At 61.6% G+C, this 26,777-nt stretch carries 27 protein-coding genes; 21 read left to right on the top strand and 6 right to left on the bottom strand.

Annotation, left to right across the window (positions count from 1 at the left end):
• Positions 1 to 8 precede the first annotated feature (8 nt).
• The 3 genes from hisI to HNR55_RS05445 form a co-directional block, all read right to left on the bottom strand.
• Positions 9 to 440: a phosphoribosyl-AMP cyclohydrolase gene (hisI, locus tag HNR55_RS05455; RefSeq protein ID WP_166112459.1), complete on the bottom strand. Its 432-nt coding sequence runs from the start codon at positions 438 to 440 to the stop codon at positions 9 to 11.
• Positions 437 to 1,318, bottom strand: coding sequence for a CAF17-like 4Fe-4S cluster assembly/insertion protein YgfZ (gene ygfZ, locus HNR55_RS05450; RefSeq protein ID WP_166112456.1), 882 nt, complete (start codon positions 1,316 to 1,318; stop codon positions 437 to 439). The genes hisI and ygfZ overlap by 4 nt, the downstream gene beginning before the upstream one ends.
• Positions 1,319 to 1,402: 84 nt before the next feature.
• Positions 1,403 to 2,317 carry a glycosyltransferase family 9 protein gene (locus HNR55_RS05445; protein ID WP_166112453.1) on the bottom strand — a complete coding sequence of 305 codons (915 nt, stop codon included), beginning with the start codon at positions 2,315 to 2,317 and terminating at the stop codon, positions 1,403 to 1,405.
• Between the two features lie 165 nt (positions 2,318 to 2,482).
• Between HNR55_RS05445 and HNR55_RS05440 the strand changes: the two genes are divergently transcribed.
• From HNR55_RS05440 to HNR55_RS05415, 6 genes are all read left to right on the top strand, one after another.
• A complete protein-coding gene (locus HNR55_RS05440; RefSeq protein WP_166112450.1) occupies positions 2,483 to 2,872 on the top strand; it encodes a hypothetical protein in 390 nt (129 codons plus the stop codon).
• 155 nt (positions 2,873 to 3,027) lie between these two features.
• Positions 3,028 to 3,723, top strand: coding sequence for a tetratricopeptide repeat protein (locus HNR55_RS05435; protein WP_166112447.1), 696 nt, complete (start codon positions 3,028 to 3,030; stop codon positions 3,721 to 3,723).
• 4 nt (positions 3,724 to 3,727) lie between these two features.
• The gene (locus HNR55_RS05430) at positions 3,728 to 5,122 is read left to right on the top strand and encodes a PQQ-like beta-propeller repeat protein (protein ID WP_184382577.1); all 1,395 of its coding nucleotides are present in this window, start codon (positions 3,728 to 3,730) and stop codon (positions 5,120 to 5,122) included.
• A 13-nt stretch (positions 5,123 to 5,135) separates the two neighbouring features.
• Positions 5,136 to 6,551 (top strand): ribosome biogenesis GTPase Der, encoded by a 1,416-nt coding sequence (gene der / locus HNR55_RS05425; RefSeq protein ID WP_166112704.1) that lies wholly within the window; start codon positions 5,136 to 5,138, stop codon positions 6,549 to 6,551.
• Between the two features lie 109 nt (positions 6,552 to 6,660).
• Entirely contained in the window at positions 6,661 to 8,052 is a 1,392-nt protein-coding gene (locus HNR55_RS05420; RefSeq protein WP_166112444.1) for an MFS transporter, read from the top strand.
• A gap of 37 nt (positions 8,053 to 8,089) precedes the next feature.
• Complete coding sequence (locus HNR55_RS05415) at positions 8,090 to 9,181, top strand: glycosyltransferase (RefSeq protein WP_166112441.1); 1,092 nt, start codon at positions 8,090 to 8,092, stop codon at positions 9,179 to 9,181.
• Here HNR55_RS05415 and HNR55_RS05410 read toward each other — a convergent pair whose 3' ends face one another.
• Together HNR55_RS05410 and HNR55_RS05405 are read right to left on the bottom strand one after the other, a co-directional pair.
• Positions 9,182 to 10,612 (bottom strand): glutamate--cysteine ligase, encoded by a 1,431-nt coding sequence (locus tag HNR55_RS05410; RefSeq protein WP_166112438.1) that lies wholly within the window; start codon positions 10,610 to 10,612, stop codon positions 9,182 to 9,184. It abuts the gene before it with no gap.
• A 60-nt stretch (positions 10,613 to 10,672) separates the two neighbouring features.
• Positions 10,673 to 11,437, bottom strand: coding sequence for a 16S rRNA (uracil(1498)-N(3))-methyltransferase (locus HNR55_RS05405; RefSeq protein ID WP_166112435.1), 765 nt, complete (start codon positions 11,435 to 11,437; stop codon positions 10,673 to 10,675).
• A 177-nt stretch (positions 11,438 to 11,614) separates the two neighbouring features.
• Between HNR55_RS05405 and ubiA the strand changes: the two genes are divergently transcribed.
• The 15 genes from ubiA to leuB all read left to right on the top strand — a co-directional run bounded on the left by ubiA (position 11,615) and on the right by leuB (position 26,286).
• Positions 11,615 to 12,532, top strand: coding sequence for a 4-hydroxybenzoate octaprenyltransferase (ubiA, locus tag HNR55_RS05400; RefSeq protein ID WP_166112432.1), 918 nt, complete (start codon positions 11,615 to 11,617; stop codon positions 12,530 to 12,532).
• Between the two features lie 72 nt (positions 12,533 to 12,604).
• On the top strand, positions 12,605 to 13,270 hold the full coding sequence (locus tag HNR55_RS05395; RefSeq protein ID WP_166112430.1) for a LolA family protein: 666 nt from the start codon (positions 12,605 to 12,607) through the stop codon (positions 13,268 to 13,270).
• A gap of 144 nt (positions 13,271 to 13,414) precedes the next feature.
• The gene (locus HNR55_RS05390; protein WP_166112427.1) at positions 13,415 to 14,764 is read left to right on the top strand and encodes a replication-associated recombination protein A; all 1,350 of its coding nucleotides are present in this window, start codon (positions 13,415 to 13,417) and stop codon (positions 14,762 to 14,764) included.
• A gap of 10 nt (positions 14,765 to 14,774) precedes the next feature.
• Positions 14,775 to 15,758, top strand: coding sequence for an RluA family pseudouridine synthase (locus tag HNR55_RS05385; protein ID WP_166112424.1), 984 nt, complete (start codon positions 14,775 to 14,777; stop codon positions 15,756 to 15,758).
• A 35-nt stretch (positions 15,759 to 15,793) separates the two neighbouring features.
• On the top strand, positions 15,794 to 17,944 hold the full coding sequence (locus HNR55_RS05380; protein WP_166112701.1) for an AsmA family protein: 2,151 nt from the start codon (positions 15,794 to 15,796) through the stop codon (positions 17,942 to 17,944).
• 17 nt (positions 17,945 to 17,961) lie between these two features.
• Complete coding sequence (locus tag HNR55_RS05375; protein ID WP_166112421.1) at positions 17,962 to 18,693, top strand: ATP12 family protein; 732 nt, start codon at positions 17,962 to 17,964, stop codon at positions 18,691 to 18,693.
• A 122-nt stretch (positions 18,694 to 18,815) separates the two neighbouring features.
• The gene (locus tag HNR55_RS05370; protein WP_166112418.1) at positions 18,816 to 19,334 is read left to right on the top strand and encodes a Spy/CpxP family protein refolding chaperone; all 519 of its coding nucleotides are present in this window, start codon (positions 18,816 to 18,818) and stop codon (positions 19,332 to 19,334) included.
• Between the two features lie 116 nt (positions 19,335 to 19,450).
• Positions 19,451 to 20,851 carry a signal recognition particle protein gene (ffh, locus tag HNR55_RS05365; RefSeq protein ID WP_166112415.1) on the top strand — a complete coding sequence of 467 codons (1,401 nt, stop codon included), beginning with the start codon at positions 19,451 to 19,453 and terminating at the stop codon, positions 20,849 to 20,851.
• A gap of 58 nt (positions 20,852 to 20,909) precedes the next feature.
• Positions 20,910 to 21,260, top strand: a complete 351-nt coding sequence (rpsP, locus tag HNR55_RS05360; protein WP_166112412.1) for a 30S ribosomal protein S16 — start codon at positions 20,910 to 20,912, stop codon at positions 21,258 to 21,260.
• A gap of 17 nt (positions 21,261 to 21,277) precedes the next feature.
• Positions 21,278 to 21,817, top strand: coding sequence for a ribosome maturation factor RimM (rimM, locus tag HNR55_RS05355; protein ID WP_166112409.1), 540 nt, complete (start codon positions 21,278 to 21,280; stop codon positions 21,815 to 21,817).
• Positions 21,814 to 22,581, top strand: coding sequence for a tRNA (guanosine(37)-N1)-methyltransferase TrmD (gene trmD / locus HNR55_RS05350; RefSeq protein ID WP_166112406.1), 768 nt, complete (start codon positions 21,814 to 21,816; stop codon positions 22,579 to 22,581). The genes rimM and trmD overlap by 4 nt, the downstream gene beginning before the upstream one ends.
• Positions 22,578 to 22,964 carry a 50S ribosomal protein L19 gene (gene rplS / locus HNR55_RS05345; protein ID WP_025826065.1) on the top strand — a complete coding sequence of 129 codons (387 nt, stop codon included), beginning with the start codon at positions 22,578 to 22,580 and terminating at the stop codon, positions 22,962 to 22,964. The genes trmD and rplS overlap by 4 nt, the downstream gene beginning before the upstream one ends.
• Positions 22,965 to 23,111: 147 nt before the next feature.
• A complete protein-coding gene (gene leuC / locus HNR55_RS05340; protein WP_166112403.1) occupies positions 23,112 to 24,515 on the top strand; it encodes a 3-isopropylmalate dehydratase large subunit in 1,404 nt (467 codons plus the stop codon).
• A complete protein-coding gene (gene leuD, locus HNR55_RS05335) occupies positions 24,515 to 25,138 on the top strand; it encodes a 3-isopropylmalate dehydratase small subunit (RefSeq protein WP_165925416.1) in 624 nt (207 codons plus the stop codon). The genes leuC and leuD overlap by 1 nt, the downstream gene beginning before the upstream one ends.
• A gap of 23 nt (positions 25,139 to 25,161) precedes the next feature.
• Positions 25,162 to 26,286 carry a 3-isopropylmalate dehydrogenase gene (leuB, locus tag HNR55_RS05330; RefSeq protein WP_166112400.1) on the top strand — a complete coding sequence of 375 codons (1,125 nt, stop codon included), beginning with the start codon at positions 25,162 to 25,164 and terminating at the stop codon, positions 26,284 to 26,286.
• A 161-nt stretch (positions 26,287 to 26,447) separates the two neighbouring features.
• On the opposite strand, the gene rpsU is transcribed toward leuB, so the two are convergent.
• Positions 26,448 to 26,651 carry a 30S ribosomal protein S21 gene (gene rpsU / locus HNR55_RS05325; protein WP_003623949.1) on the bottom strand — a complete coding sequence of 68 codons (204 nt, stop codon included), beginning with the start codon at positions 26,649 to 26,651 and terminating at the stop codon, positions 26,448 to 26,450.
• Positions 26,652 to 26,777 lie beyond the last annotated feature (126 nt).

Below are 26,777 nucleotides of genomic sequence, written 5' to 3'. Positions count from 1 at the left end.
GCTACCCTTCAGGCGTGGGTGTGGCCGTGGGCTTTATAAAGCTCGGCGGGGTCAATTTCAGGCTTGGTCAGTTCAAGCAGCCCGGTGGGGGAGAACGCGCGGTAAAAGCAGCTTCTGCGCCCGGTGTGGCAGGCAACGCCAATCTGGTTGACTAGCAGCAGAACGGCGTCCGCATCACAGTCCAGCCGTGCTTCGTGCAGGTGTTGGACCTGGCCGGATGTTTCGCCTTTACGCCACAGTTTTTTGCGGCTGCGCGAGTAGTAGCAGACGCGCCCGCTCAGCAGTGTTTCACGCAGGGCTTCGGCATTCATCCAGGCAATCATCAGCACTTCGCCCGTGTCATGCTGCTGGGCAATGGCGGCAATCAGGCCGGAGGCATCGTATTTGACTGTGCCCAGCATGGCATCAAGCACTGCGGCATCGGGTGCGGTGTAGGTCATGGTTTGTCCGGTGTGGTGGCGGAGGGTTCTGGTGGTGTGCCAAGGGCTGGTAGCAGCCACGCGGGGGGGCGGGCAACCACGTTATGGTCAAGGCAGGTCAGGGGTTTGTCGGCCATGTCCACCTTGAGTAGCGCCAGCCCGATATGATCGCGCGAGGAGCGCAGGGTGCCAACCTCCTGCCCGTTATGCAGGATGGGGGTGCCCGGCGCGGGCAGGGGAACAGTGGCGGCAATGGGGACAAGGCGGCGTTTGAGCAGCGTGCGGTAATGCATGCGGGCTGTGACCTCCTGCCCCATGTAGCACCCCTTTTTCCAGGCAATGCCGCCAAGCAGGTCCATGTTGGCCTCGGCCGCCAGTGTGCGGCCCGGCTCGCAGTCCTGTACGCCATCCGGCAGGCCAAGGGCCAGGCGGTGCAGGTCATAGTCCAGTTGGGTGGCGGTCTGCTCCGTAGTGGCGGGTGGGTCTATCAGCCGCCAGCCTGCGGCGGGCAGTCTGGGGTCTGCAACGCTTATTGCGTTTTCCAGCAAGGTGGCCTCGGGCCTGTTGCCCCATGCGGCGTAAACGGGGAGGGCCGTCAGTTCCATCTGCACATCCGAACGAAGCCGGAAGCGCATGAGCTGCGCGCGTAGGGCTTCGGCCTGCTCGGTGGCGCAGTCCAGCAGCAGGCAGGTATCATCCGGGTCGGGTATGGCAAAAAAATCTGCCTGCCAGCGGCCCTGTGGGGTCAGGCATGCGGCCCATGCGGCCTGGGCCGGTTGCAGGGCTTCAATATCTGCCGTGACCAGCCCTTGCAAAAACCGCACACGGTCCGCGCCGGAAAGCTTGAGAACAGTACGGCCCTCAAGCCGGGTGATGTGGGATGGGGCGGGTAATGGCATGGTGTGGTGTCCTTTTGTGCAAGGATGCAGGCCGTAGGTGCAAACTCTAGACCGGGCGGGGCAATGGGGCCATAGGCAGGCTGTTCACGTCCGGCTTTGCCGCAAAAGTGCCAGAGCCGCATGGGCGACGCGCTCCACACTTAACCCGGCAATGGGAGCCAGCCCTTCCGGCCCCGGTGCCTCTACCCAGTGCGTCATGGCGCCGGTGGGGGCATATTCCGATGCGCGGGACGGGCCGAACAGCCCCAGTGTGGGCGTGCCTGCCGCAGCGGCCAGATGCATTAACCCGGAATCGTTACCAATATACAAAGCACAACGGGCCAGCATGGCGGCGGTTTCGGTCAGGGCAAACCGTCCTCCGGCATCTATGGCGTGGGGCAGGGCGTGCAGCACGGGGCGGGCCAGTTCCGCCTCCTGCGGGCCGGGGCCATAAAAAATGGCAGGGCGGGCTTGGGGGTAAGTGGCAGCAAGCTGCTGCCATAGGGGCAGGTAGTGCTCTGTTGGCCAGATTTTGCCGTGCCAGTTGGCCGTGGGGCCAAGGGCAATAACCGGCGCATCAGGCGTGTGTGGCGGTATAACCTGTGCGGCAGCCTGCTGGTCCGCATTGTTGAGCCACACAGTAGGGTGCGGAGCGGGGGAAAGGCCGAGCAGGGCCCCCAGATGCCCCACCCGCCTGCCGGGCCTGCGCCCCCCACGCATGACAAACCGTCGCCCCGAGCGCAGGGCAAAACTGATGATTGAGCCGCGCAGGTCCACGGTCATGTCCCAGCGGGTGGGGGCGCAGGTTTTCCACAAATCCAGCCAGTGCAGGTCGTAGCGGCGTTTGTGCATGACCAGAACCCGCTCGAGTCCGGGCATGTGGCTGAACAGCCCGGCGGCAACAGGCCCGCAGGCAACGGTTATGCGCGCATCGGGCCACTGCTGTATAAGTGTGTTGAGAATGCCGGTGGAAAGCACCGCATCCCCCAGACGTGTGGCCGTAATGAAAAGAATGCGCATGCAATCAGGCTATACTGTCTCTTTGTCTCTTTTCCAAGCAGAGCAGATATGGACATTTGCGCGGCATATGCCAGAAGATGGAGCTTTACAGCGCAGGCTGGCCTGCTCCATTGGAGCAGGCCGCCAGTGTAGGTCCACTGTCCGGGCAATAAGGGTATTTTGGCAATGTTGCAGAAAGGTTTTTTGCTGGCTTCCATCGGGGGGCTGGTGGCTATGGTTGCATGTGTTCCAGCCCATGCGGCAGAGCGGGCATGGGTGCCCTCCACCTGTGGTGCGGAACCGCAGGCGCCCGTGGTTGATGTGTCCAGTGTGGAAAAATATAATGTCAGCGTGGACAAGGTCAGCGCTTACGAAAAAACCGCCCGCGCCTATAACGCCTGTGTCTCCAGGGTTGCGGTGAAGGAAGAAACCGCCATCAGCAACGAAGCACGGGATAAAATTGCCTATATTCATGATGGCAGTACCGCCGTGCAGCAGCGCATCGGGGCCAATTTTACCCAGCTGACAACCGCGCTCAAGGCGGGGGGTGCTAAGCTGCAGAAAGCGGCGCACTAAGCGCTTTTGGGCTTTTGCCGTGCTGCCTGTTGGGCCGTAAGGCAGTATAACAGGCGCACAACAGACACGCTGGCCTTGTGTGATGCGTCCGGCTGGGGCAGATATGCCATAATACGGACAGGCATGTATTGGCAGGAACAGGAACGGGCCGGATCGTGGCAGAGGATATTTACCGGGAAGTTGACGAAGAGCTGAAGGCAGAACGCATGCGTGCGGTTGCCCGGCGTTATGCCGGTGTGGCTGTAGCCGCAGCGGTGGTTGTTGTGGCTGGTGCGGGTCTGTGGTCGTGGAAGCTTGCACAGTACAAGGCACTGGATCAGGCGGCGACAGGCACGTATCTGGCTGCCTTGCGCCAGACCGATCACCTGCCCGATCAGGTAGGCAGCGGCCCCATAGCCCTTGTCGGCAAGGCGCAGAGCGGTCTGGAAGCCCTGCAGAAGCTGGCAACATCGGGTGATCAGGGTGTGGCGACACTGGCCCGGATGCAGGAAGCCGCTGTGCAGGCTGCCCGGGGTGATGCCCCCGCAGCACTGGCCGCATGGGACGCGGTGCAGGACAACCCCGCAGCCGACCCGGCCCTGCGCAGCATTGCAACCCTGTTATGGTGCCAGCATCAGCTTGATACGGGGGATATTCCAACCCTGCGCTCGCGCCTTTCCCTGCTGACCGGGCCGGGCAAGGCATGGAACGGCCTTGCCGTGGAGGCGCTGGCAGTTCTGGACGTGCGCGAAGGGCATAAGGATGATGCCCGTAAAAAACTGTCTGCCCTTATGGACTCGGCCGAAACACCAGCAGGTGTACGTAACCGCGCACAGGACATGATGCAGGCCCTTGATCCGTCAGCAGGATAAAACCATGAGCAGCAAAACATATATGGGCGGCGCAGCCCGCTCCGGCCTGACCCGCAGGAGCCTGCTGGCCGGAGCCGCCCTTGCCCCCACACTGGCCGCCTGTGGTGATGACGACGATAACAAACCCCTGCTGGCCGGACACCGTACGGATATCCTGTCATCGGGTGCTGGGCTGATGGTGGATAAGGAAGATCGCACCGCCATTACGCTGCCCGCACCTGTTACGGTTTCCGAATGGCCGATCAGTGGCCGCGTGCCCGAGCATACGGGCAGCAACTACGCGTGGGGCGGGCTTAAACGCCGCTGGAAGCATAGCGTGGGGGCGGGTATTTCCGAGCCGGACTTTATGGCGTGGGCCGCTCTTGGCTCGCTGGGGCGGGGTATGCTGTCCTGCCCGCCGGTTGTCCATGACGGTCGGCTGTTCGTTATGGATGCACAGGGCGTTATCCGTGCCTTTACATGGCCTGCCATGCGGCATGTGTGGACCTTTAACCCACGGCCCAAGCAGTCGCGTTCCAGCAATACCGGTGGTGGCATCGGCGTTGCCGGGGACGTACTCTATATTGTGGATGGCATTTCGCAGGCTGTTGCCATTTATGCCGCAACAGGCAAGGTCAAATGGCGGACCGATGTAGGAACACCCGGTCGTTCCGCTCCGACCATTGCCGAAGGTCGGGTCTATTTTGGTACAATTGATGAGCGGTTTTTTGCGCTCGATGCCGCAACCGGCCACCAGATCTGGACATATGCTGCCACGGCGGCCGAAACCACGGTGTTTGGCCAGGCCGCTCCCGCCTACGCCAACGGCGTTGTGGTGGCAGGCTTTGGCGGGGGCGACCTGATTGCCTTCCGTGCCGAAAGTGGTGAGGTCGTGTGGAGCGAAATGCTCGGCAATGTTGGCTCGCAGGCCAGCACACTCAACCTGAACTGCGTGCGTGGCCTGCCGGTTATTGTGGGCAGCGTTGTGTATGCGATCAGCATGGCGCAGGTACTGGCTGCGGTGGACATCCGCACCGGCCGCCGTGTGTGGGAGCGTTCCGTTGCCAGCCAGAACAGCATTCTGTGTGTGGGGGAATGGCTGTATGTTGTCTCCCTCGACCAGCAGATCGCCTGTATTGACCGGCTTTCGGGGCATGTGCGCTGGATTACCCAGCTCCGCCGCTTCCGCAAGATCAAGGAAAGCAAGGACATTGTCACATGGTTTGGCCCCATCATGGCGGGCGGTCAGCTTGTGTGCCTGAGCACCCTGCCAGAAAACGGCATGATCCGTATTAACCCGGTCACCGGCGCAATTATCTCTATCGATGCCATGGAGGCCATCTCCTTCGTGCCTCCTATTGTTGTGGACAATCAAATGCTTGTCGTAACTAATGACGGAAACCTGATCTCCTATGGTTGAACGTCGCAAGTCCATGCGCCCCCTCCCGCCGATACCGACGGGGGACCTGCCGGTTGTTGTTATTGCCGGACGCCCCAATGTGGGCAAATCCACCCTGTTCAACCGCCTTGTGGGGCGCAGGCAGGCACTGGTGGCCGATACTCCCGGTGTAACCCGTGACCGCAAGGAGGGGGTTGCCCTTGTCCGTGGCCGCCACATCCGCCTGATTGATACCGCCGGGCTGGAAGAAGCCGCACCAGACACACTGTTTGGCCGCATGCGCGCCTCGTCCGAGAGTGCGGTGCAGGAAGCGGACCTTATTCTGTTCTGCATAGATGCACGCGCGGGTATTACCCCCACCGACGAGCATTTTGCCCAGTGGATACGCCGCCAGAACCGGCCCGTGCTGCTGATCGCCAACAAGGCGGAAGGGCGGCAGGGGACGGCGGCCGCGCTGGAAGCCTATGCGCTGGGTCTGGGTGACCCGCTGGGTCTGTCCGCCGAGCATGGCGAAGGCGTAACCGATCTGATGTGGGAAATTGCCGAACGCCTGCCCGCTGACAAGGTGGGGGATGAAGAGGACGAATGGGCCCCCGAACCCGACCTGTCGGAAGAGGATGAAGAGGACATTCGCCCCAAGGGTCCGCTTAAGGTTGCCATTGTCGGGCGGCCTAATGCGGGCAAGTCCACGCTGCTGAACACCCTGCTGGGTGAAGAGCGGATGATTACCGGTCCCGAACCGGGCCTTACGCGCGATTCCATTGCCGTAACTCTGCGTGATGGGGATGATACGTTCGAGATTGTCGATACGGCAGGCCTGCGTAAAAAGGCCCGTATTGATGAGGCCTTGGAAAAAATGTCTGTCTCGGCCTCCATTGAAGCCCTGAAAATGGCGGAAGTGGCGGTGCTGGTTCTGGATGCCACCCTTGGCGTGCATGAGCAGGACCTTCAGATTGCCCGCCTGATCGAACGGGAAGGACGGGCCTGTGTGCTCGCACTGAACAAGTGGGATGCGGTGGAAGACCGTACGGCCACGCGTAAGGCCATTCTGGATCGGCTGAGCATTTCTCTGGCCCAGATGCGTGGCGTGCCGGTTGTAACCTTTTCCGCCCTGACCGGCTCGGCGGTGCACAAGCTGCTCCCCGCCGTGCGTGAAGCCTGGACCGTATGGAACGCCCGTGTTCCCACAGGTGCGCTCAACCGCTGGTTTGAGGAAATGCTTGAACGCCACCAGCCCCCGCTGGTGGATGGCAGGCGGCTTAAGCTGCGTTACATGACGCAGGTTAAATCCCGCCCGCCAACCTTTGTTATTTTTGGCACCCGAGCCGAGCAGATGCCTGATGATTACAAGCGGTATCTGGTCAATGGCCTGCGTGAAGCGTTTGATCTGCCGGGTGTACCCATTCGGCTGCAAACGCGTGGTACCAAAAACCCATACGCGAATACCTGACCCCAACGGGTCAGGTTACGCGCAGAAAGGGTATCCGCTGCGGCTTTGTCATGGGCTGACAGCTCTGCCACAGGCAGTGTGCTGCCCCCAGTAAGGAGCCAGAACCAGCATGACGCCCCCCCAGCAGACCACGCCCCGCCAGCCACCTCCCTCCGATGGTTTGCATGGCTCGGCCAGAAACTGGGCCATGCTGGCGGTTTCTCTTTCGGTTTTTCTGGCGCTGCTCGACTACGCCATTGCCAATGTGGCCCTGCCAGATATTGCGCGAGACCTCAGGGCATCTTCTTCCTCCTCCATCTGGATCGTCAATGCCTACCAGATGGCCAGTCTGGTTTCCCTGCTACCGCTGGCAGCCCTTGGCAGCCGGGTGGGGTTTGCGCGGTTGTGCCGGGCGGGTATTCTGCTCTTTATGGTGGCCTCTCTCCTGTGCGCCATGGCAACCAGCCTGCCGGTACTGGCGGGTGCGCGGGTGTTGCAGGGCATAGGAGGGGCCTGCATCATGAGCGTGAACATCGCTCTGGTGCGCTTTATTTACCCTTCGGCGGAAATCGGGCGCGGCATGGCCCTTAACGGGCTGGTGGTGGCTCTTGGGGTGGCGCTGGGGCCTACGGCTGCTGCGGGTATCCTTACCTTTGCATCGTGGCCGTGGCTGTTCTGGATCAACCTGCCTTTGGGCGCTGCGGCCCTTGGTATGGCGTTTTACGCCCTGCCTAATACGCCACGTGCAGCCCGTATGCCCGATATGACCGGTAGCCTGCTGTGCGTTGTGGCTTTTGGAGCCTGCATTATGGGGGGCGATGGTCTGGCCCATGCGCAGGGCTGGGTTGGTTCTTTGCTGCTGCTGTTAAGCGGGCTTATGGCAGGTGTATGGCTGGTGCGGCGCGAGGTCGGGCTGGCCCAGCCGATCCTGCCGGTTGACCTTTTGCGTCGTCCCGATTTTGCCGTGGCGTTTACCACCGGGTTCTGCGGTTTTATCGCGTCCAATTTTTATATCGTTTCCATGCCCTTTACCCTGCATGACTCGCTGGGCCTTAGTTCCGCCCAGACCGGGCTGCTCATAACTCCGTGGCCTATTGGTATTATGCTCTCGGCCCCGGTTATCCGCCGGGTGGCGGACCGTATTTCGGCCGGGGTTCTGTCTTCAATAGGGCTGGGGCTTACGGCTTCGGGGTTTTTCCTGCTCTGGCAACTGCCTGCCCACCCTGCATTGTGGGATATTGCCTGGCGCACGGCCCTTGCCGGGTGGGGGTTTGGGTGTTTTCAGCCCCCCAACAACCGGGCGATGATGGTTGCCGCCCCCCTGCACAGGGCCGGGGGTGCCAGCGGCATGGTGCAGGTGGCCCGTCAGGCCGGGCAGACGGTTGGGGCCATGGGGGTTGCTGCCTTTTTTACCCTCTGGGCAGATGCCGCCAACCGTGAATGCCTGCTGGCCGCTGGGTGTGTGGCTTTGTTTGCGGCACTTCTCAGTGCCAGCCGCCTGCTGGGCGGGCGCTCTGCATAATGCCCCATTGCGTGGCGACAGCTAAGGGGGAGGCTGCATGAAAACATGCCTTGTCTACAGGGACCGGCTTCTGCCCGCTTCCGAGCATGCCTTCATGCGCAGGCAGTACATGGCCTTCAGCCAGTTGCAGCCTTATTGGGTCGGCTGCCACCGGGATAACCCTCCGGCGGATATGGCCACGACCCTACGCATTATTGGCGAAGGCCATGTGTCAGGGGGGCTGCGGCGGCTGGCGTTTAGGCAACTGGGGTGGGGGGCTGGCCGTGCCGTGGCTGATCTGGCCCCCGTGGTAGTCCATGCCCAGTTTGGACGAGGGGGCGCGTTGGCCCTGCCCATTGCCCGGCAACTGGGCCTGCCACTGGTTGTGACATTCCACGGAGGCGATGCCTTTAAGGACAGGCATTACGCAAGCCGCTTTCCGCCCCCTATTTTTCAGCGCCGGTGGCAAAGTCTGCTGGATTACAGCGCCATGTTCGTGTGCGTGTCCGACGGGGTGCGGGACAGGCTGCTGGAGCGCGGTGTGCCCGCCCGCAAGCTTGAGGTGCTGCATATTGGTACAGAGGATGTGCCGCCAGTCCGAGGGCCGTTTGACCGCTTGGTCTTTGCCGGACGGTTTGTGGAAAAAAAAGGACTGCCTGTTCTGCTTGATGCCCTGCGTATTCTGGCCGGGCAGGGATTAACACCCCCTGTGGTGCTGGCGGGCGATGGGCCAATGCGCGCGGCCATGGAGCAGTATGCCGCAGGGCTTGAGCATGTCTGTTTTGCTGGCTGGTTAAGTGCCGGGCAGCTCCGCCAGCAGCTTGAACACGCGGTAGCACTGGTTGTGCCCAGTGTGCGGGCCACTGGGGGGGACCGGGAGGGCCTGCCCAGTGTGGCGGCTGAAGCCATGATGTATGGCGTGCCGGTTGTGGCCTCCAGCGAGGCCGGGCTGGAGGCAACCCTGCTTGATGGAGGGGGGCTGGTGGTGCCAGCGGGGGATGCGCAGGCACTGGCGCAGGCACTGGCCCATGTTCTTCAGGCGGGTGTGCGCACAGGCATGGGGCAGGCGGCGCGTATGGTGGCGCGGGAGCAGCTTAGGGCGTCGGTCCAGTCGGCCCGGCTGGAACAACGCCTCTTGTCTGTTTTGTAATCAGATTTCGCTTTCAAGGAAAATGCGCGAGGCATCACCCATCCACGGGCCGTAATAGCGTTCCAGCCAGTGTTCGGCCTGTGTGGGGGCACCCGCGGCAAGGGCCGTGAGCGGGGCCAGATACACCCATTCGCTCGTTTGGCTCTGTTCGTCCACCATATCCCGGTTTTGCAGGCCATCCATGGAAATGGAGAGCATATGGGCGGCAAGGTCACGCACTGTGCCTTCACCCCATGGGGTGTCCAGTCCCATCATGGGTACCAGTTCACGCAGTTTCACGTAGTCTTCCCACGGGCGGGCGCGCACCAGTTCCCATGCGGCTTCGAGTGCGGAGTCATCATACAGCAGGCCGGTCCACAGGGCGGGCAGGGCCATCATCATTTCGGGCGAGCCCGCATCGGCCCCGCGCATTTCCAGAAACTGTTTGAGCCGCACATCGGGGAAGGCGGTTGTCAGGTGGTCTTCAAAATCACCCAGCGTGGGGGTAAAGCCTTCCAGCCCATCCTGCCGCTCCCCATTCAGCCATGCACGGAAGGAGCGGCCAGCCACGTTGTGCATCCGGCCCTCACGCATGATGAAGTACATGGGCACGTCCAGCGCCCAGTCCACATAGCGTTCAAAGCTAAAGTCTTTTTCAAACACGCAGGCAGGCATGCCCGAGCGGGCATTGTCCGTATCGGTCCAGACCCGTGCGCGGTTGGAAAGGAAGTTGTTGGGCTTGCCCTCCACAAAGGGAGAGTTGGCGAACAGGGCCGTGGCCACGGGTTGCAGCGCCATGGAAACCTGCATCTTGCGCACCATGTCCTGCTCGGAGCCGAAGTCCAGATTAACCTGCACGGTGCAGGTGCGCTGCATCATGTCCAGCCCCATGGTGCCGACCTTGGGCATGTAGTCGCGCATGATGCCGTAGCGTGTTTTGGGCATCCATGGCTGGTCAGCACGGGTTGCGGTGGGGTGGAAGCCCAGCGGCGCAAAGCCCAGCCCCAGCTTGCGTGCCAGCGGGCGCACGGCATCAAAATGGTTGCTCAGTTCTTCCGCCGTGTCATGCAGGGTGCGCAAGGGCGCGCCGGAAAGTTCGAACTGCCCGGCCGGTTCGAGCGATATGGCAGCCCCCGCAGCTTCTCCCTGACCTTTGAGCCCGATAATGCGCCCATCATCCAGCACGGAGGTCCAGTCATCGGGTTCGGATTTGTGGAGGTTCCGCAGCAGGGTTTCTATGCCCTGTGGGGCATAGGGGGGTGTTGCGTAGGCTGCTTTGCCTGCCTGAGGTGCGTCTGCGCCCACGGTAGCTTCGGGGCGCACAAAGCCGAATTTTTCATGCTCGGTACCTATGCGCCACGCATCACGCGGTTTGCAGCCCTGCGCAAGCAGTTCGGCCAACTGCGTAATGGAATGGATGGGCGTTGTGTCGGAAGCACCGGGGTTGGACATGAGGTTTTCTGTATCCCAAAAACAGCCTTGCGGTCGCACGGCAAGACAGGAGCAATTGCCTTATTGTGATGAAACAGGGGCAGAGCGCAAGCCATTGCCCAGTAGCGCAAGCCCCGCCACCACCGCAGTATCGGCCCGCAGCACCAGTGAACCAAGGGAAATTGGGGCAACAAAAGGGCGCTTGAGCAGGGTCTGGCACTCACTATCGCTCAAGCCGCCTTCCGGCCCGATCAGGAGTCCATCTCCCTCCTGCACCAGTCGCGTGGTGGAGTGGGGTGAATTCTCGCGCGCGTCCAGCCGTTCTATCGCGGCAAACAGGCTTGCCTGCTGCGGCCAGTTCCCCAGCAAGGCGGGCAGGGTCTGCACCTGCGCTATGGCCGGTATGTCCAGCCTTTCGCATTGTTCGGCAGCTTCCACGGCTATGGCGTGCAGGCGCTCGGGGTTAATGCGGTGGGTGTTGGTGCGTTCGGTGACAAGTGGCAGAAATTCCGTCACGCCCAGTTCGGTGCCCATGCGCAGGACCAGATCGGTGGCGTCACGCTTGAGTAGGGCAAAGGCCAGGCGCAGGGGCGGGCAGGGCTGCGGGGCGCGTAGCTGGCGCTCAAGGGTTAGCCCACCCCGGTCCTTGCGGATTTCGGCTATGCTGGCCAGCCATTCCCCCATGCCTGCATGGAACACACGCACCTGCTCCCCGGGCGCTTTGCGCAGGACAGTGCCAAGGTAGCGCGCCTGCTCGGGGGCGATCGGGCAGGGGGCACCCTCCTGCGGCATGGGCACAAGGGCGGGGTCCATATACAGGCGGGGGAGGCGGGAGAGGCCATTCATGCCGGTCATTTATCCTGCATCTGCTCGGGTGAGGGTGGAACAGGCCCGGTTTACGCACGAAATACCCTGTTTTGCAAAGGAGATGGCGGGGGGAGGTTATGGTCCGCACCAGTTTGTGGCATAGGGAAGGGCGCAAAACGGTGCCCGTTGTTCCTGACCAGAGGCCTTATCAGAATCGTGTCTGCTTCCACCAGCCATACCGACATCCGGGTTACGGGATGGATTGCCCGCCTCCCTCCCTCCCTACAGGCTTATGCTCTGCTGGCCCGGCTGGACCGGCCGGTGGGAACATGGCTTTTGTGGCTGCCCGGCGTATGGGGCATTCTGCTCCCTCAGGGCGTGGCTCCTATGGAGCGGGTCAGGCTGATTGTGCTGTTTGGCATTGGCAGTCTGGTCATGCGGGCGGCGGGCTGTGTTGTAAACGACATGTGGGACCGCGATATTGACCGGCAGGTTACGCGCACGGCAGGTCGGCCACTGGCGTCCGGCGCGCTGGGTATGCGGCAGGCCACGGCCTTTCTGGCGCTGTTGCTGGTTATGGGGCTTGGGGTGCTGGTGCAGCTTAACCCCCTGTCATGGATACTGGGGGTATCCTCCCTTGTGCTGGTGGGGCTTTACCCTCTGGCCAAGCGGTTCACGTGGTGGCCGCAGCTTGTCATGGGGTTTACGTTCGGCTTTGGCGCACCCATGGGGTATGCGGCGGCTGCGGGACAGCTGACATGGGCACAGGCCGCCCTTTATGCTGCCACGATTGTCTGGCAGCTTGGGTTTGATACGATCTATGGCTTTCAGGACATGGAGGATGATGCGCGGATTGGCGTTAAATCCACCTCGCGCCTTATGGCCGGGCGGGCACGGGCGTTTATTGGTGTGTGCTATGGGCTGACCCTTGTGCTGCTGGCGGGGGCTGGCCTGTTGGCCGGTTCTGGCTGGCTGTTCTGGCCCGCGCTGCTGCTGCCCGGTGTGCTGTTCTGGCGGCAGGCTGTGGCGGTTAACCCGGCCAGACCGGCTTTGTGCCTTGCGCAGTTTTATGCCAACCGCAAAATTGGACTGACCATTGCGCTGGCTCTGGCGCTCGGGTTGCTGGTGGTCTGAGAGTATCTGCGTTTTTTGCTGGCGCTAATGGCTGGCTGTAATAGCTGGCAGTCAAAGTGAGATGCCCTGTTCATGATAAGAGTTTTTCGTGCTGTTGCGCCATTATGTGCCGGTCTGCTCCTGCTGGCGGGGGCTGCTCATGCGCAGGATGCCGAAGGTGGTGCTGATACCGCAGCTGCCAGCACCGTGCAGCCCGCACGCCTGAGTGCTGCGGACAAGGTATGGGTTGCCCGGATTGAGCAGGAGCTTAACCATGCTCTCACCTTCAAGGCCCGCATCCAGCAGATAGATGCGGAGGGCAAACGCACAACCGGCACGGTATGGATGAAGCGCCCCGGCCAGATGCGTCTGGCCTACGACCCGCCATCTCCTTTGCTGCTGGTTGCCAATCAGGGCAAGGTCGTGTTCCGCGACAGCCAGCTGGACCAGACAACGGTCATACCCATGGACCGGACCCCGCTTGGGCTTCTGCTGGCCCAGCATGTCAGCCTGTCTGACGGGGTTACATTGACCGCCTTCCGCCACGAGGCCGGGCTGCTTGCGGTCAAGCTGGTGCGCACGGCATCGCCCGGAGATGGCAGCCTGACACTGGTGTTTTACGAAACCCCGCTGGCCCTGCGCTCATGGAGTGTGCTGGATGCACAGGGGCATGAGACCCGCGTGACCCTGTTTGACGTGCATCCGGGGGCGGATATTCCGGCCAGCACGTTCGACCTGCCCGCCCAGCCGGAAGAATAACATCGTCCCCGACGGGGTCGGCCCAGCACGGCCCGGTTTGCGCAGCTACTGGAAAAACAGGCCGCGCATGGCGATATATACGGCGAACAGGACAGATTTTGAGACTGAAGGTATGAACGCCATGACCACACGGCACGCAGCACCATGACGGGGGAAGACCTGTTTGGCGGGGCCTCCCCCGCGCCGGGTGCCGATGCCGCTCCGGCGCGCACGGGGGGCAGGCCCGCTCCAACCCAACCGCTGGCGGACCGCCTGCGCCCGGCCTGTCTGGCCGATGTGGTAGGGCAGGGGCACCTGCTGGGGCCGGAGGGTACGCTTACGCTCATGCTTGAACGTGGCACCCTGCCCAGCCTGATCCTGTGGGGTGGGCCGGGGGTGGGCAAAACCACCATAGCCCGCCTGCTGGCACAGGCTGCGGGGTTGCGGTTCATGCAGATTTCGGCCGTGTTTTCCGGGGTGGCGGACCTGAAAAAAGCGTTCGACGCCGCGCGCAAGCTGGCGGCAGGGGGCGTGGGCACACTTTTGTTTGTGGACGAGATCCACCGCTTCAACCGCGCGCAGCAGGATGGCTTTCTGCCCGTGGTGGAGGACGGAACCGTGGTGCTGGTAGGGGCCACGACCGAGAACCCTTCCTTCGCCCTGAACTCGGCCCTGCTCTCGCGCTGTCAGGTTATGGTGCTTAACCGGCTGGATGACCCGGCACTGGAAGCCCTGCTGGCCCGCGCGGAGGAGGAGACAGGCCACCCCCTGCCGCTTACGGAGGACGGGCGCGCCACCCTGCGCGCCATGGCCGATGGGGATGGGCGCTACCTGCTGAACATGGTTGAGCAGGTTCTGAGCCTGAAAAATACAAAACCGCTGGATGCGCAGGGTCTGGCCCGGTTGCTGGCCAAAAGAGCCATTCTGTATGACCGGGACCGGGAGGAGCATTACAACCTTATTTCCGCCCTGCACAAATCGCTCCGTGGCTCGGACCCCGATGCCGCGCTGTACTGGTTTGCGCGTATGCTCGAAGGGGGCGAGGACCCGCGTTATCTGGCCCGCCGCCTGACCCGCTTTGCCACCGAGGATGTAGGCATGGCCGACCCCAATGCCCTGCCTCTGGCCGTGGCTGCGTGGGAGACATATGAGCGGCTTGGCTCGCCCGAGGGTGAGCTGGCTCTGGCCCAGCTTGTGGTGCATCTGGCGACAGCCCCCAAATCCAACGCGGCCTACAAGGCGTATGGGGCTGCACGCCGCGCCGCCAAGGCCACGGGCAGCCTTATCCCGCCCGCGCATATCCTGAACGCGCCCACGCGGCTGATGCAGGATATTGGCTACGGCAAGGGGTATGAATACGACCACGACGCGGAGGAAGGTTTTTCGGGGCAGAATTATTTCCCCGATGGTATGCGCCGCCAGACCTTTTATAATCCAACGGGTAGAGGCTACGAACGGGAGGTCAAACACAGGCTGGAAACATGGTCCCGCTTGCGGGAACGGCGCCAGTCGTGAATATCAGCGCATGAGTGTTGTCAATCTTACCGTGAGCGAGGACGAGGCCGGTATCCGCCTCGACCGTTATTTCCGTCGCCATTACCCGCATCTGACCCAGGGCGCGCTGCAAAAACTGTGCCGCACCGGCCAGATTCGCGTTGAGGGCAAAAGGGTGGAGGCCTCCACCCGGCTCGAGCCGGGGCAGAGCGTGCGCGTGCCGCCCATTCCCATGGCTGCCAAGCCCGCGCGTGATGTGCCGCGCCCGCTGGACGACAAGCTGGTGCGCGAAATCCAGCGTATGGTCGTTTATCAGGACAAGCACCTGATCGTGCTGAACAAACCCTCCGGCCTGGCCGTGCAGGGTGGTCCGGGCATTACCCGCCATGTGGACATGATGCTCGATGGCCTGCGTGAAAACCCCGATGACCCGCGCCCAAGGCTGGTCCACCGGATTGACCGCGATACATCGGGCCTGCTGCTGCTGGCCAGAACCCCCGGCGTGGCCGCCAAACTTGCGGCCTCCTTCCGTGGGCGGGACGTTAAAAAGACATACTGGGCTGTTGTTGTGGGCAGGCCAGACCCGCTTTCGGGCGAGATCGACCAGCCGCTTGCCCGTCTGGGTGTCGGGCCGGGTGCCATTACCGTTGCCGCCGACCGCAAGGATGAGGATGCCCAGTCCGCCCGTACTGTGTACGAAGTGCTGGATTCGGCAGCCCGCAAGTTCTCATGGCTTGGGCTTTCCCCCCTTACGGGGCGCACGCACCAGTTGCGCGTGCATTGCGAATCCCTTGGCACCCCCATTCTGGGTGACCCCAAATATGGTGGGGCCACAGCGCATCCCTCCGGCTTTACGGACCAGTTGCACCTCCATGCGCGGGAGCTGGACATGCCCCACCCCGCAGGTGGCCGCCTTGTTGTAAGTGCTGAACTCCCCGCGCATATGCGCGAGACCTTCCGCGCTCTTGGCTTTACACCCGGAACAACGCCGCCCCCTGCGCGCAAGGGCGGCTGAGCGGCAACCGACCTCGCGCGGGAGAAAACGTGACAATGCGGTTTAAGTGGAAAATTGGCCTGCTTGCGGGTGTTGTGGCTGTGGTCGCGGGTGGCGGGACAATTTTTTCCGCAACGCAGGATGCCACGTGGCTGAAAACCCGGCTGAGTGATGCGGTGGAGCAGGGCACGGGGCGACACCTGAGCATTGGCACGCTGCATGTGTGGGTGCTGCCTTTCCCTTGGGTGGAGGCGCAGAATGTGCGCCTTTCCGGCGTGGAGGAGGGGGGCCCGGACGTGCTGGCCGTCAGGCAGGTGCGGGCGCGGCTCTCTATCATACCGCTGTTTTCCCACCGCATTGCGTTCCGGGACGTGAGTGTTATTGCCCCCAAAATCACCCTGCGCCGCCTGAGCGATGGCCGGGCGGACTGGCTGCTGACCCCACCGGCCGCCACGGAGCAGGCGGCAAGCCCTGCACCTGCCGTGCGGATGCACTGGAATGTCAGCGCATCGGACCTGAACATCGTGCAGGCGGATGTGGTGTGGGATGACGCGCTTACCCATTATTCGGGCACGTTTGGCCTGCGCAAGGCCACGTTGCGTGGGTTGGATGGCACAGCCCCCGATCTGGACATACAGGGTCAGAAGGACCTCGCCAGCTTCAGCCTGACCGGGCAGACTGGCCCCTTCTGGCCCCTTGGTGCGCAACTGCCCCTGCAACTCCGCCTGAGTTTGAACAATGGCGGGCATTCCATAGGCCTTGCGCATGTGGATGGCGTGATCAACGCACCACAGGCCGAGCGTGTGTATAACCTGCATATGGGCGGCTCGGTCGGGCAGTTACAGGACCTGAATACCTTTTTCCCTCATGCCAATCTGCCTGACGGGCAAAACCTCTCGGTGGATCTGAGCGTGGCAGGGAGTGGTGATGCCCCGCAGATCCAGAGCCTGCATATCCGCACGGGGCGTGTGGATCTGGGGCGCTGGCTGCCACAGGCAGCACTTGTCCGTGCTGTGGTGGATGCTCCCACCCCAACGGACCCGCTCAGCCTGCATGTGGAAGGGCAACTGGGCAGCCAGTCTGTGGGTCTTAACGGGTCCGCGGGCACTCTGGCGCAACTTGTGCAGATGCAGGAGCAAACCCCCGCATCCGTGGATCTGGCGCTTACGCAGGGGCAGTCGTCCGTGCAGGTCAAGGGCGCGCTCAGTGCCGCCCACTCCGCGCTGGATGTGCAGGGCACGCTGGACCATCTGGCGTTTGGCGGGCAATGGCCGGATGCCACCGGGCTGACGGTTATCGGGCATGTTGAAACCGATAAAACGGAATTTCTGTATAAAAACCATACGGTTGCGGATGTCATGCACAACCTTGCGCTGGCGGGGGACATGCAGGTGCAGGCCGTAAGCTGGCAGGGTGTTGCCTGGTCGCAGGTGCAGACACATGGAGTACTTGCCAACGCCCGTCTGGTGCTGGACCCCATCCATGCTGTGGGGAATGGCCAGCAGCAGGTTGCCCGGTTTGTGTATGACCTGTCTGGCCCGCAGCCACAGGTGGAGGCGTCTGCCCGCTCGGTGTTCCTGCCTCTGGCGGTTGTACAGGCGTGGATGCAGGTTGCACCGGATATGCAGGGCACGGTCCAGCTTGTGGGTGCGCTCTCTGCTCAGGGCGATACGGCGGCAGCGCGGAGCAGTTCTCTTGCGGGGCATCTGGGCGCATCCGTGGTGGACGGGAGCGTGGGCGGAGGGCTGATACGCCGTTTGCTGGGGCCGCAGGTGCCGGTCAAGGGGCAGATGCCTGTGCGCTGTTTTGGCGTGCATACACAGTTTGCCAACGGCGTGGCCCATATTGATCAGGTCGGGCTGGAAAGCGCCTTTTTGCACCTGCGCGGGCAGGGAACGGTTACTCTGGATACGCATGAGCTCAACATGGAACTGGCACCGCAGGTGCTGCTGGGTGGGGCTTCGGCTTCGTCCTCCCTGCGGGTCACGGGGCCGTGGAATAACCCGCAGGTGAGCATGGCTGCCGCGCAGGATGGGCGCGTTGGCATTACCATTGGCGGGGAGGGGGGCGAGGCAACCTCCTGCGCGCCCCTTCTGGCGACTGCGCGTGAGGGAGCCGATGGCCCAAGCCCGACCGTGGTGACAAAAAAAGCCAGTAAGGAGGAAAAGATCATGAACATGCTGCATGGTCTGGGGCTGTTCCGGTGAGCGCGACCGGAGCGGGTATGCCCGGGCGTACCCCGGCGGGGCGCAAGCGGTTCTGGAAGCAGGTCCAGCTTGTCCCACATGATGGGGGGTTTGCTGTCAATCTGGACGGGCGCAGCGTACGTTTGCCGGGCAAAACGGTCCTGTGTGTGCCATCCCGCGCGCTGGCCGAGGCACTGGTGGCCGAATGGCAGGCTGCCGGGCAAACCGCAGAGGGCTATTTTACCCCCGATGACCTGCCATTAACCGGCATTGCAGGCTCCATGCTCGAGCGCATTCCGCAGGCGCGGGAGGGAGTGGTGCAAAGCCTTCTGGCTTATGCCAACAGCGACCTGATCTGTTACCGCGACGGCGCTGGCGGCAAGCTGGCGCAACAGCAGGCAGCCCTGTGGGACCCGTGGCTGACATGGCTGGATAAAACCTACGGCGCAACCTTCCGGACCACGCTCGGGGTTATGCCTATCTGCCAGTCCGATCAGGCCTTGCAGGTTCTCGGCACGGTTATGGAAGGCATGACAGACGGGCAGCTTGCCGTGCTGGGGGTGGCTGTTCCGGCACTGGGGAGTCTGGTGCTGGGGCTGGCCTTGCTTGGTGGCGCGTCGGTGGAGGAACTGGTTGCCTGCGCTACGGTGGATGAGCGCCAGCAGATGGCGGTCTGGGGGCAGGATACGGAGGTGACGGACCGCATTGCCCGGATGCAGATGGAACTGGAAACAGCCGCCCGGTTTGAAGCGTTAATGCACCAGACCTGAGCACTGCTCGCCCATGCTGCCGCAAAGGCAGGGTGTGGTGTGTTTGCGTGCAGGGTGTTTTGGTGTTTTTGTGGTTACTGTCAAACAGTGGCGCCCGTTTTTGCAGGGGAGTATTTCAGGTCATGAAGATCAGCAACGGTGTCTTGGCTGCGGCAATGGCCGCGGGGCTTTCTCTCTCCGGTCTATCGGCGCATGCGGCGGGGCCGGGTGGCTGGGGTGGCGGCATGGGCGTTGGCTCCACCTTTGGCGGTCCGGGCGGTAATCTGCTGGACGGGCTGGACCTGACCCACAAGCAGCGCAACCAGATCACAGCCATCCTCAAGGAAGCGCATGATCAGGATCAGGCGCAGGACACGCAGGAAGAGTTTGAAAAACTGCATGAGCAGATAGAGGACCTGCTAAGCGTGCCCGGCCCGCTGGATCAGAACCAGATCGCTCAGTTGCAGCAGAAAATGGCTGCCCTGCGCGCAGAGCGCGAGGCGCGGCACCTCCAGACCGCCAGCCGGATTCATGACGTGCTGACACCAGAGCAACTGACCCAGATGCGTGAGCGGCAGCACAGGATCCATGATCTGCTGAACCAGCTGAATGCCCTGCAGCATCCCACCCAGCAGATTTCTTCCGACAGCCAGAAGAAGTAAAAACCAGAAGTTCCTTGACTCAGGGCCCGGTCGTACCGTAAGCCCTGCAACAAATCAGGACCGCCACTCCGCGAGTGTTCGCGCAGTGGCGCGTCTCGTTATGGGGTGTGTTGCACTTGTTCGAAGCTCTTTCAGGCAAGCTTTCCGGGGTTTTTGATGGTCTCGCCAAACGTGGCGCGCTATCTGAAGCCGATGTGATGGAGGCCATGCGCGAAGTCCGTCTGGCCATGCTGGATGCGGACGTTGCGCTGCCCGTTGTTAAAGACTTTGTTAACAGGGTTAAGGAACGCGCGGTTGGGCAGGAGGTGCTGGAAAGCATTTCTCCCGGTCAGGCCGTTGCAAAAATTGTTAACGATGCGCTGATCGACGCGCTCGGCGGTGCAGGTGTTGCTCCCCTTAACCTGAATGCCACCCCACCCGTGCCGGTGCTTATGGTCGGGCTTCAGGGTTCGGGTAAAACCACCACATCGGGCAAGCTGGCCCTGCGCCTTGCTACGCGTGAGCGTAAAAAAGTGCTGCTGGCCTCGCTCGATACGCAACGCCCAGCCGCCCAGTTGCAGTTGGCTCAGCTTGCCCAGCAGGCGGGTGTAACCTCCCTGCCCATTATTGCGGGGCAGACGCCAGTTGAGATTGCCCAGCGCGCACTCGATGTCGGGCGCAAGGAAGGGTATGACGTCGTTATCCTCGATACGGCGGGTCGTCTGTCCATTGACGAAGCGCTGATGGAGGAAGTCCGCCAGATCAGGGACGTAACACACCCGGCGGAAACGCTGCTGGTTGTGGACGCCATGACCGGGCAGGACGCGGTCAATACCGCCAAGGCGTTTAACGAGGCCGTGGGTGTGACCGGTGTTGTCATGACCCGTATGGATGGTGATGCGCGCGGTGGTGCGGCCCTGTCCATGAAGGCCATTACCGGCGCGCCCATCAAGCTGACAGGCTCGGGCGAAAAGCTGGACGCGCTGGATGAGTTCCATCCCGAGCGTGTGGCGGGCCGTATTCTGGGTCTGGGTGATATTGCCGGTCTTGTGGAAAAAGCAGCGGATACGCTGGACCACGAGGAAGGTGAGCGTCTGGCCCAGCGCATGATGGCTGGCAAGTTTGATCTGGATGACTACGCATCCCAGATCCGCCAGATCAATAAGCTTGGTTCCATTTCCGGTATTCTGGGGATGTTGCCGGGTATGGGTAAGGTCAAGGAAGCGCTGGGGGACAAGGACCTTGATACGTCCGTCCTTAAAAAGCACCTTGCCATTATCGGTTCCATGACCCGGGGCGAACGTCGTGCGCCGGGGATTATCAAGGCCTCGCGCAAGAAACGTATTGCCGCAGGGTCTGGAACAACAGTTCAGGACGTCAACAAGCTGCTCAAGCAGTTCGACATGATGTCCACCATGATGAAGCGTTTTAACAAACTGGGCGTGAAAGGTCTCATGCGCCAGGGAATGTCTGCGCTCATGCCTAAGGGAATGGGTGGAGGCCCGCCGGGTGGTCCTGGCGGTTCTCCCTTCCGCTGATGCGGCCTGTTTCTGCTTAAGTTTTCCGGGTTTTGTTTTTCGGTCTGGAGTATTCCGAATGAGTGTTAAAATTCGTCTTGCCCGCGCAGGTGCCAAGAAGCGTCCTTACTACCACATCGTTGTGGCAGACAGCCGCAGCCCGCGTGATGGCCGCTTTATTGAAAAAGTGGGTGCCTACAACCCGATGCTGCCTTCCGACCACGCTGAACGCGTGCGTCTGGTAAACGAACGCATCACGCACTGGCTTTCCCAGGGTGCGCAGCCGACCGATCGTGTTGCCCGCTTCCTTGGCAATGCTGGCCTGATCGCCAAGCCGAACTTTAACGAGCAGCCCAAGCAGTCTGCTCCGAAGAAGAAGGCACAGGAACGTGCAGCCGCTGCCGCCAAAGCAGCAGAAGCCGCAGCCTGAGCTAAGCCAAGCCAGCCATGCAGTCTGACCTGATCCTCGTGGGTGTTGTGGGTAAACCGCATGGAGTGCGCGGCCTTGTGCGCGTGCATTCCTATGCGGCGGATGCCGCAACGCTGGAAGATTATGCGGTTCTGCAGGATGCGCAGGGGCGTCAATGGTCCTTGCGCTGGTGCGGTGCGGATAGCGTTGCCGAGCTTAAAGACGCAGATGGCAAGCCACTGGCGGATCGGACTGCGGCACAGGCGCTGGTGAATACCCGCCTGTATGTGCCGCGCTCCTGCCTGCCGGAGCCAGAGGAAGAAGAATTCTATCATGCTGATCTGATCGGCATGGAAGCGTTTGAAAAAGGTCTTTCTCTGGGGCGCGTCCTCATGGTTCACGATTACGGTGCTGGTGCCAGCCTTGAACTGGGTGATGGCTCGCTTGTTCCCTTTACCAAGGCCTGTGTGCCAGAGGTCAGGCTGGATGAGCGTACCATAACCATTGTTCGTCCCGATGAAGTTTCGGGGGAAGAAGGGCGCGGCGTTGGCAAGCGGCAGGCGGGGGCGCCAGCATGAGCTGGCAGGCCACCGTTGTAACACTCTTCCCGGAGATGTTTCCGGGGCCTTTGGGGCAGTCCCTTGCGGGGCGTGCGCTGGAGAACGGGGTGTGGTCCTGCCGTACCGAAGACCTGCGCGAGCATGGTCTTGGTCGCCATCGTGCTGTTGATGATACGCCGTTTGGTGGTGGCGCAGGCATGGTTATCCGCCCGGACGTGGCCGATGCGGCACTTGCCGCAACGCAGGCTGACGCCACAATCCCGTGTGTGTATCTTACGCCACGGGGGCGTCCGCTTACACAGGCGGATGTGCGGCGTTACGCGGCGGGTCCAGGCGTTATGCTGCTGTGTGGCCGGTTTGAAGGGGTGGACGAGCGCTTTTTGCAGGCGAGGGGTGTCGAGCAGGTTTCCATCGGGGATTATGTTCTCTCGGGTGGGGAAACTGCGGCTCTGGTTCTGCTGGATGCGTGTGTTCGTCTGCTCCCCGGTGTCATGGGGAGTGAGCAGAGCGGTGTGGAGGAAAGTTTTTCCGACGGGCTGCTCGAATACCCACATTACACCCGCCCGGCTGTATGGGATGGGCATGAGGTACCCGAGGTTCTGCTTTCGGGTAACCATGCTGCCATAGCGCAGTGGCGGCAGGCTAAGGCTGAAGAGACAACGCGGGAAAGAAGGCCGGATCTGTGGTCTGCCTGGCTGGCTCGCAAGAATGAAAACAGGACTGCAGCTGTGGGCGGGGCCGCACAGGCAGACCTTAGGGGTTTGAGAAGGATACCGACATGAACATTATCCAGCAGTACGAAGCTGCCGAAATTGAACGTCTGACCGCTGCACGCGCAGTGCCCGTATTTGATGCCGGTGACACCGTGCGTGTTTCCGTGCAGGTCAAGGAAGGCGAGCGCGTTCGTCTTCAGGCGTTTGAAGGCGTTGTGATCGCCCGCTCCAACAAGGGCCTGAACAGCAACTTCACCGTGCGCAAGATCTCCAACGGTGAAGGCGTGGAACGTGTGTTCCCGCTGTATGCTCCGACTGTGGCCGAAATCAAGGTCGTGCGTCGTGGTAAGGTGCGTCGCGCAAAGCTGTATTACCTGCGCGGCCGTAGCGGCAAGTCTGCACGTATTGCAGAACGCCCGCGTGACGTTGTTGCCCCGGCAGCAGCAGGCTAAAAGCCACAAGGCTTTTGGGCACGACGCCAGACATGGCTTGTGTGAACCCGACTGGTCTGTGGCCAGTCGGGTCTTTGTGATAAAACAGGGTGTGTGCAGCGTTCATTCAAGGCTGTTCACACGGATATAAAGGTAAGGAGGATGCGCATGGCTGCGCGTACGTTGTTCGACAAGATCTGGGACGATCATGTCGTGGAAACCCTTCCGGACGGCACCTCCATTCTTTATATCGACCGCCACCTCGTCCATGAGGTGACCAGTCCGCAGGCGTTCGAAGGCCTGCGTCTGGCCGGGCGCAAGCTCCGCCACCCGGAAAGAACCGTGGCTGTTGTGGACCACAACGTGCCCACATCCGACCGGAGCCTGCCGATCGAGGAAGCGGACAGCCGCAACCAGATTGAAACGCTCGAACGCAACGTCAAGGAATTTGGCGTTCCCTATTTTCCGCTTCTGTCCGCCAATCAGGGAATTGTGCATGTGGTTGGGCCGGAACAGGGGATTTCCCTGCCGGGCATGACCATTGTGTGCGGTGATTCGCACACCTCCACGCATGGAGCACTTGGCTCGCTGGCGTTTGGTATTGGTACGTCCGAAGTTGAGCATGTCATGGCCACGCAGACCATTCTGCAACGCCCTGCCAAAAACATGCGTGTCAACGTGGAAGGAACCCCCGGAGCGGGTGTTTCCGCCAAGGACATCATGCTGGCCATTATCGGGCATATCGGCACGGCCGGTGGCACGGGGCATGTGATCGAATTTGCCGGGTCCGCCATTCGTGGGCTGGACATGGCAGGCCGCATGACCATCTGCAACATGGCGATCGAGGCGGGTGCCCGCGCAGGGCTTGTTGCCCCGGATGAGACCACGTTCGAGTACGTGCGCAACCGCCCGTTTGCCCCCAAGGGTGAGGGGTTTGAGCAGGCCGTTGCCTACTGGAAAACCCTTGCATCGGACGAAGGCGCGCATTTTGACCGCGAAGTCACCCTGCGCGCTGAGGACATTGGCCCGACCCTGACATGGGGCACAAGCCCCGAAACAGTTCTGGCCATTACCGATACCGTGCCCGACCCGGCACAGGAAAAGGACGAGGCCGTAAAAGCCCAGTTGCAGCGCATGCTGGATTATATGGGCCTTGAAGCCGGGCAGAAAATTGCCGGAACGCCGGTGGATGTGGTCTTTATTGGCTCATGCACCAACAGCCGGATCGAGGACCTGCGTATGGCCGCTCAGGTTGCCGCCGGGCGCAAGGTTGCTCCGGGCGTGCGCGCCATGATTGTTCCCGGTTCGGGCAACGTCAAACGGCAGGCTGAGGAAGAAGGTCTGGACCGTATTTTTCTGGATGCCGGTTTTGAATGGCGTGAGGCCGGGTGCTCCATGTGCCTTGGCATGAACCCCGACCGTCTGACCCCCGGCCAGCGTTGCGCATCCACCTCCAATCGTAATTTTGAAGGGCGGCAGGGGCCGGGTGGGCGCACGCATCTGCTTTCTCCGGCCATGGCTGCGGCTGCTGCGGTCACTGGCTGCCTGACCGATGTGAGGGAACTGGCATAATGGAAAAGTTCGTTACGCTGTCCGCCATTGCAGCGGCTCTGCCGCAGGCTAATATTGACACGGACAAGATTATACCGGCGCGGTTTTTGAAAACCACCCAGCGTACCGGCCTTGGCAAGCACGCGTTTGATGCCATGCGCTACCTGCCCGATGGTGCTGAAAACCCGGATTTTGTGCTCAATCAGCAGCCCTGGCGTAAAGCCGAAATCCTGATTACGTATGACAATCTGGGGTGCGGTTCCTCGCGCGAGCATGCGCCGTGGGCGCTGCTGGATTTTGGTATCCGCTGCGTTATTGCGCCGTCCTTTGCCGATATTTTCTTCAACAACTGCTTCAAGAACGGCATTCTGCCCATCCGCCTCCCGCGTGAAGTGTGTGATGAGCTGATGGGGGACGCACAGATGGGCAGCAATGCCCGCCTGACGGTGGACCTGCCGCGTCAGGTTGTTATTCGCCCCAATGGCGAAGAAGTCCCGTTCGAGATTGATGCCTTCCGCAAGCATCTCCTGCTCGAAGGGCTGGATGACATCGGCCAGACTCTCAAGCACGAAGCAACGATTACCACATACGAAAAACGGCAGGACCGGGATAAATCCTGGCTGCCCACCATTCATTTTGACTGAACAGATCCCTACGGAGCACCGCGATGACAGACCCCAAGCAGCCCGTTAAACTTCTTGTCCTGCCCGGAGATGGGATCGGCCCCGAAGTTATGCGCGAAGTCGGCCGGATTATGGCATGGCTGGAAAAAAAGCGCGGCCTGACATTTGAACTGACCGAAGACCTTGTGGGTGGTGCCTCTCTGGCGGAATACGGCGTACCGATCCGTGATGAGGTGATCGAGAAGGCCTGGGCCGCCGATGCTGTTCTGTTCGGCTCGGTGGGGGACCCCAAATGGGGGCATGTCAGCTTTGACAAGCGGCCGGAAGTCGCCATTCTCAAGCTGCGGCAGGAACTGGGGCTGTTTGCCAACCTGCGCCCCGCCAAGGTGTTTGATGCGCTGGTAGAGAGCAGCACGCTCAAGCCCGAAGTTGTGCGTGGTCTGGATATCATGATCGTGCGTGAAACCGTGGGCGGCATTTACTTTGGTGATCCGCGCGGGATCGAAACCCTGCCCGATGGGTCCAAGCGCGGCATTAACACCGAGGTTTACACCACGTCGGAAATCCAGCGCGTGGCCCGCGTTGCGTTCGATCTGGCCCGCAAGCGCGATAACCGCGTATGCTCGGTGGAAAAATGCAACGTGATGGAAAGCGGCCTGCTGTGGAAAGAGGTCGTGACCGATGTGCACGCCCGCGAGTTCCCCGATGTGACGCTGTCGCACATGCTGGCCGACAACTGCGCCATGCAGCTTGTGCGCAACCCGCGCCAGTTTGATGTGCTGGTAACCGGCAACCTGTTTGGCGATATTCTGTCCGACCTTGCCTCCATGCTGACAGGTAGCCTTGGCATGCTGCCATCTGCCACGCTGGGGGCAGAACAGGCCGATGGTCGCCGCCCGGCTCTGTATGAGCCCATCCATGGCAGCGCGCCCGACATTGCAGGGCAGGGTATTGCCAACCCGATTGCCCAGATTCTCTCGTTTGCCATGCTGCTGCGGTATTCGCTCAACCTCCAGACCGAAGCGGATATGATCGAACAGGCAGTTTCCAACGTTCTGGCCAGCGGCTTGCGTACGGCGGACATTATGGCCGAAGGCATGGCCCGCGTTGGTACGTCCGTTATGGGCGAAGCCATTGTGCGCGAACTGGACAAGCTCCAGAACAGCTAAAGCTGGAGTATACGCCCACAAAAAAGCCGCCCACAGCATTGTGAGGCGGCTTTTTTGTGGGCAGGTTCAAGCGGGTTCTGGCGTGCATCCGGGCAAACAAAAAGGCCGGAGCCCGTAGGGGCAACCGACCTTTAATGCCTGCAAAACAGGAGGAGGCTGGCTTAGAAGCCTTCGCGTTCCAGACGCTTCCGTTCCATTTTGCGTGCGCGACGTACGGCTTCTGCCGCTTCACGCGCTTTGCGTTCGGACGGCTTTTCAAAGTGCCGACGCAGTTTCATTTCACGGAAGATGCCTTCGCGCTGCATTTTTTTCTTGAGCGCTTTAAGAGCCTGATCGACATTGTTGTCACGGACTAGAACGTGCACTTGGTCACTAACCCCTGTTCAAAAAAATCCGGCAAACCGGTTTTTGGGAAGCCATTATGGAAGGAGATCCGCGTTACCCTTCCGGGCTGCCGATTCCACTGTTGGCGGTCTCTATAACACGGCCTT

It is taken from the genome of Acetobacter lovaniensis (assembly GCF_014207635.1).
Classification (GTDB): Bacteria; Pseudomonadota; Alphaproteobacteria; order Acetobacterales; family Acetobacteraceae; genus Acetobacter; species Acetobacter lovaniensis.
This window is presented reverse-complemented; position numbering and strand designations above follow the sequence as displayed.